A 6155-nucleotide genomic window follows, 5' to 3' on the forward strand; every position below is an offset into this window, starting at 1 on the left:
TTGGAAAACGGTTCCTGAAATCTCTATAGACCGACGGTCAGTCATATGGTAGTATAGTCTATAGACTGACGGTCAGTCTATAGGAGGTATCGGTATGAAACGAATTGTTAAAGATCCGAAGACGCGGCGACAAGAGATTCTCACGGTTGCCGGAGAGCTGTTTAGACATCACGGATATGCAGGGACGACCGTAGAGGCGATTATTCAGAAGGCCTGCGTGGCGAAAGGAACTTTTTACTATTACTTTAAGTCGAAGGAACAAATTCTGGACGCGCTTGTTCACGAACTGGTCGACCAGCTCTGTGAAGCCTATCGACAAATCGCTGACGATCCTGCGATGGGTGTGATGGATAAGCTGCGCCACATGCTGCGGGGACAACATCAGCTTGCGGTCAACGAAAGCGAGTTGATGGAAGGGCTGCACCGACCCGAGAACCGGGAGCTTCACGAGCGGATTAACATCGAGATTATCATGAAAATCTCGCCGGTATTGGCCCACGTCGTTGAACAAGGCAAAAAGGAATCCCTGTTTGATGTGGAGTATCCGCTGGAAACCGTCCAGTTTCTTCTCGCGGGGTCGCAATTTTTGCTGGAATCGGGCCTCTTCCACTGGAATCAAGAGGAGCAGACGAGACGGCTTAAGTCCATGCAGACGATGATCGAGAGGTCCTTAGGCGCGAAGCGGGGCTCCTTTTCGTTTATTTAGGGGGTGGCTGAAATGAACATCCGGGATGCAGCGTTTCGAAAATTCCTTATCGTTTGGGCGGGGCAGCTCTCTTCGGCGATCGGGAGCGGACTGACGGCTTTTGCATTGGGGGTCTTTGTGTTTCAGAAGACCCAGTCGGCCATGGATTACTCGTTGATCATTCTTTTCAACTTTTTGCCGTCGTTTCTTATGCTTCCGTTCACCGGGGTGCTTGCCGACCGGTTCGACCGTAAGAAGATGATGATCTTGGGAGATGCCGGGTCGATCATAGGTATCTTGTTCATTTTGTTCGTCATGATGTCCGGAAACGTGGAATTGTGGCACATTTATTTGGGAGTCGCCTTAAGCTCGGTATCCGCAGCGATTCAGACCCCCGCGTATAAAGCCGCCGTCTCCGATCTGGTGTCCGAAGAGCTGTATTCCCAGGCCAGCGGGCTTATTCAGTTGGCGGGATCGGCGCAATATCTCATCTCTCCGATGATTGCCGGATTCCTGGTCAGTGTTTTTGATATCAAGCTGGTTCTCATCCTCGATATCATGACTTTCCTGATCGCCGTTGCCGCCGTGCTGGTGATTACGAAGCGCGAGGCTGCCCCGCGAAAGCAGGACAACCGGAACTTTTTCCGGGATCTGGCCGACTCCTTCCGCTATCTCCTCTCCCGGAAAGGGATTCTATGGCTGGTTGTGCTAACCTCCATGATTTGCTTTTATATCGGGCTGCTTCAATCGCTGTTCGGGCCGATGGTGCTGGCCTTGGCCGATTCGAGGACCTTGGGGATCGCCCTCTCCTTATCCGCAACCGGAATGCTGGTAAGCAGCCTGTTGATCGGCGTATTCGGCTTAAAACGAAGCAAGGTGTTCATCCTCTCCCTGTTTCTTGCGCTGGCCGGTCTGTTCTATGCCTTGATGGGTCTGTTCCCGGCCGTTGCGATGATTATCGTGTTCGGGTTCCTCTTTTTCGTCACGCTCCCGTTTGTGAACACAAGTCTGGAGGTGCTTATCCGGACGAATGTGGACAACGAAAACCAGGGCAGAGTATGGTCCATGGTTTACGCCATCTCGCAAGTGGGCTTCATCCTGGCCTTCGGGTCGGCGGGCTTCTTATCGGATCACGTGTTTAACCCGCTGCTTCTTCCGGACGGGGCGCTGAGCCAAACGGTCGGGCAGCTCATCGGGACCGGGCAAGGCAGAGGCATCGGCTTGCTGTTCGTTCTTTCCGGGCTGTTCGTCGCTCTCCTTGGTCTGATGATCGGGCGGGTGAAGAAAATCAAAGCGCTGGAGTCGGATTCGGCCGGGGAAGCAAGAGCAGGCGATTTGTCTGGCTGAGCGGCGGGACCGTGTCCGGCCAAGGCAGGCGCACGGGAAAAAGCCGATGCGGCCTTCAGGCTCCTCGCCTGATGCTCATCGGCTATTCCTCATTCTGTAAAAAAAAGAAACACCCCTTAAGGCGTTCCAATGTACGTCTGTCACACAACGAACTCCGACATAATCGTGCTAATATCATAAGGGGTAACGCCCCGGTCCACCGCAAAAACCGTCTCGGCCTCGTCCGCATGCTCTACCTTGCGACCTCTGGCCGTTGCGTGCAGCGTGAACAAATCATACAGGGTCGGCTTCGTCAGCGTGGTCATGGCTTTACCCATCAGGACCATCCCTTTTTGATTACCCTCCACATTGTTGTAGTAATACGGATGCTTCTTCAAAGCCAAATCTGTCCAGATCACGGTTCGTTCCACCAGATCCAGAATGACCGGAATGGCAATCTGGGTATCTGCGGTGAGATCGATTTTATCGGCCACGGTCGAAGGCTCGAATACCTCCCCGGTCTTCGGGGACTGCCGCATCATCCAACCGGCATAACACTCCGGCAAATTGCAATAGGGCTGCTCCGTGAACGAGTTCAGCGAAGCCACAATGAATCGGCCGCCATACCGAACGATCGAAGGAATATGCAGATCGATAAATTCGCAAGCGCCTTGGGGAGCCGACGTAATATCTCCGCTATGCGCGGCTTTATATTTGTCGGACCTCAGATTCGTGTACGAAATATGCTCGACGTACTGCCAATTCTTATCATACATCACCGCCGACAAGTCGATATCGACGCGCCCCGTATGCTTGCCGTTGACCATCCCTTCCTTCCACCAGAGGAAAAAGCGGATCGTATCCCCCTCCGGCATCCGAACCCGGCTGCCTCGCACGATCGTACGCAGCGCTTTGCTGGCCGACCGCTGCGAGAACGGCATCAAATACTGCTTCAAACTTTCGTCGATATACACGTCTCCTAGCGGCGGGAGCTCCGAGAAGCGGCGGATCAAGGTCCGTCTGCATGTGTCCACGACCGCTTCGCAAGCATCGGGATGAATACCCGGCAGCGTATTCGGAATGGCCGCGGCCTTCGCCACATTTCCTTTCGGGAAAAAGGTGCGCAGCTCGCGCATTTCATGCCGATGGCTAAAATGAGCCATGACCTGCAGCAGCACCGGCGTAGATGCCTGATCGGCGACCTCGGCGAACTGGTCAATCACTTGCAAGGCATCCTCGGAGAGCCGCAACAGATGATCCAACCGTCTGGCGAATTCACCCGCGCGCGTTTTCAGCAAAGCCGCCGCGAGCAGCGTATCCTTCCGGCGAAGCGCGAGCTCCACTTTTCCGCCGAACGTTTCGTACGGTTTATCGTTGCGGAGAATATCGAAGGCCTCTTGGCAGCGGGTATACCGTTTTTTGTATTCGGCGGGGTGCAAAATTTCTCCAAGACGTATCCAGCGATACTTATAGCGCAGCATATCTTCGACGATATTGCCGCACCGGTCCAGCAGCCCCAGAAGCAAGCGCCGTTCGGCTCGCTTGAATTTGCGGATCTTCGTATTCGCCGCCAGACTGACATCCCCATCCGAGAGCGCCACAGCCAAACGCAGCGCGTCCGTTGCTGTCTTCACGTATTTTCCGACGAGGTCGAGGTTCGCCTTGTTGTACTTCAGCAGCGCACCGACCACAAAGCCCACATTTTCTTTCAAAGGAATCTCGTCCGGCAGTACGGCGCTCAAATCGTCGTAGGCTGCGATGACCCACTCGATATCTTCCTTGTCTTGCTCGGAAATCGAGCCGTTCGCCGAGATGAGATTGCGGATCGTTTGACTGAAATGTTCCGCGCTTCCCAGATCGATGATTTTCAGATCCACTTGATCCAGCAAAGGGAGTCTCTCTAGAGCTTCGTGCTCGGGCAGTTCTAGGGTGAGGTAATGATAGATGGCATTCAGATACAGCTCGGCTTGGCTGAGCAGCATCACTTGCTCGGGAAAATTGGGGTACATCGGCTTGAAGCTCACATTCGCTCCCAGGAGCGATTTCAAGTCCGCTACAAGCTGGTGGTAGAACGCCGTAAACTCTTCGATGGACAGGGTGCGAAGGACTTCCATTAACGATTTGGAGAATGTAAAGCCCAGGTACTCGATATTTTTCAAGGCAGTTGCCATATATTTATCGGGAAGAACATGACGGCCGGGTTGGACGATGACCTTTCGGTTTCTTCTCAGGTAAATGACGTTTCTCATAACAAGACTCCGGGAAGCAAACCATACGGCAGCCCGGATGCCTCCTCTCCATAACGGATGGATCGTCATCAGGAAATTCGCATCTCTAAAATCAGGGTTAGGTAGAAGGAAGAGATGCGATAGCCTGATGGTGGTCAATCGCTTCAGGAAAGCCGCCACCCTAATGTCCAATGAGTGTAGAAGGAAGGATGGCGATAGCCTGAAGAGATTTTCCCGGAAGCTGCGCGCCTTGCGGCGTTTGCTTCCTGAGGATGATTATTCCATAGTTTGGAGCACTCGAACAGGGCGAAAGTATTACGATAGTAAGGTTGGGGGGCTAGGGATAGATAAAATTGTTGCGGGAGATGCAAAAAAGAGGGGGCTCGCCCCTCTTTACATAGCTGGAATGTTAGTCATTCTTCTTCGAAGCGGCAGGATTCAGGCGAGTAACCATTGTTCGCAATTATTAGCCATCTCCTGCAATTCATTTATAAAAATACCGGCATGGTATCCGTCGCAAACCGCATGATGAACCTGCAAAGAAACAGGCAGCAAAATTTCGCCGGCTTGTTCAAAATATTTGCCGCACGTCGTAATCGGCAGCAAATACCGTCCATCCGTATAAATATTCAGATTGAACCCGGTAAAGCTAACCCAGGGAATACACGAAACATTGATCGTATTCGGCGGCTCATTTCCCTTTGCAGATAAGCCCTTCACTTCGCCATACCTGTTCATATCATCCAGGTAGTTTTGATAAAATACATCGAAGTCGTTCGAATAATCGGTCCACATAGTAGAAAACGTTTTGTCATCTTTATGAAAAAAGGTAAAGCTGGGCAACATCTGTTCCCAATCCCCCAACTCCCCTTCTTTATTGAAACAAATCCGAAATTCGCGGTGCGCATTCACCGTTTTTGTAACCATATAAAGAAACGCAGGATAAAGCTTGATACCTTTTGCCCGAAGGACTGGGAGCAATTGGGTAATGTTCAAGTTCGCCGTTATGCTGAATGTACATCTGGTCACATTCATATAATGCTCGAAGTACGCCCGTCTTTCCCATTTGTTCATATCGATTACAGTGAAGTTCAATTGGATAACCTCCTAAAATAATAAATTGCGTATTTTAGGAGGCTAACTCGCTTGCTCGTTTCATGTTACCATTCCCTTCCTCGCTTTAGGGCTATTTCCATGCCCATGACATAAGTATATAGCTATATTCGATGGATGGAAACGGGCTACTTAGGCCTATATTATAATCTGAGTGGATATGAGACGTTAAATAAAGACCAATGGCATTCAATTCGTCGTACAAATGAATGCTCATCAATGGCATAATTAATTCATGGAAGAGTTAACCTATGCTTTCTTTTCCAAATATAAAGGGGGTACCATTATGGGTAAAGACATATTACTCAATCAACTTCAGAGAGTTCCAAAACATAAAAAAGACATCTTGAAAAATCAATTTATAAATAAATTTATTATCACTGACACTGAATACTATCAAAATTATGTAAATGTCGGAGACGGATACTTTCTCTGGTGTTGTTTCAAACATCAAGGACACTTTTCTACTTTCTCTACAAACGAATTTGGAAGTGTTTTTGATAGTATAGAGACAAAAAATGTGCTGTTGTTCTGGGACTACTATATATCTCAAGATATTATGGATTGGGGACGTAATGAGTTGTTTCATTGTTCCAAACAATTTCTTGTCAATAATTTAAGTGCTTTTCCGCAAGATTTTTATGTGTTTGATGAAATATTGAAATGGGTCGTTATTAGTACTCACGAACAACAAAATGAACATGGAGATACTGGGTTTGTCATTAAGTTAGAGTAAATTGCAATTTTAAGTACATTTAAAATTCATGTACGGAGTTTCGTAACAACTAAAGGGTGCAAAATGG

5 protein-coding genes are annotated in these 6155 nt (G+C 49.6%); 3 read left to right on the forward strand and 2 right to left on the reverse strand.

Annotated features, from left to right (window positions below; genetic code table 11):
* Positions 1–94 precede the first annotated feature (94 nt).
* Both NI000_RS13030 and NI000_RS13035 read left to right on the forward strand, forming a co-directional pair.
* A complete protein-coding gene (locus tag NI000_RS13030; protein ID WP_253411127.1) occupies positions 95–706 on the forward strand; it encodes a TetR/AcrR family transcriptional regulator in 612 nt (203 codons plus the stop codon).
* 12 nt (positions 707–718) lie between these two features.
* Positions 719–2032, forward strand: coding sequence for an MFS transporter (locus NI000_RS13035; protein ID WP_253411129.1), 1314 nt, complete (start codon positions 719–721; stop codon positions 2030–2032).
* 140 nt (positions 2033–2172) lie between these two features.
* On the opposite strand, the gene NI000_RS13040 is transcribed toward NI000_RS13035, so the two are convergent.
* Positions 2173–4260: a TerD family protein gene (locus tag NI000_RS13040; protein ID WP_253411131.1), complete on the reverse strand. Its 2088-nt coding sequence runs from the start codon at positions 4258–4260 to the stop codon at positions 2173–2175.
* Positions 4261–4677: 417 nt separating this feature from the next.
* The gene (gene catA, locus NI000_RS13045) at positions 4678–5334 is read right to left on the reverse strand and encodes a type A chloramphenicol O-acetyltransferase (RefSeq protein WP_375540966.1); all 657 of its coding nucleotides are present in this window, start codon (positions 5332–5334) and stop codon (positions 4678–4680) included.
* 253 nt (positions 5335–5587) lie between these two features.
* On the opposite strand from catA, the gene NI000_RS13050 reads away from it, so the two are divergent.
* Entirely contained in the window at positions 5588–6088 is a 501-nt protein-coding gene (locus NI000_RS13050) for a hypothetical protein (protein ID WP_253411134.1), read from the forward strand.
* Positions 6089–6155: the final 67 nt, after the last annotated feature.

Origin of the sequence: Paenibacillus tyrphae, from assembly GCF_024158745.1 — a bacterium.
GTDB classification, from domain to species: domain Bacteria; phylum Bacillota; class Bacilli; order Paenibacillales; family NBRC-103111; genus Paenibacillus_G; species Paenibacillus_G tyrfis_A.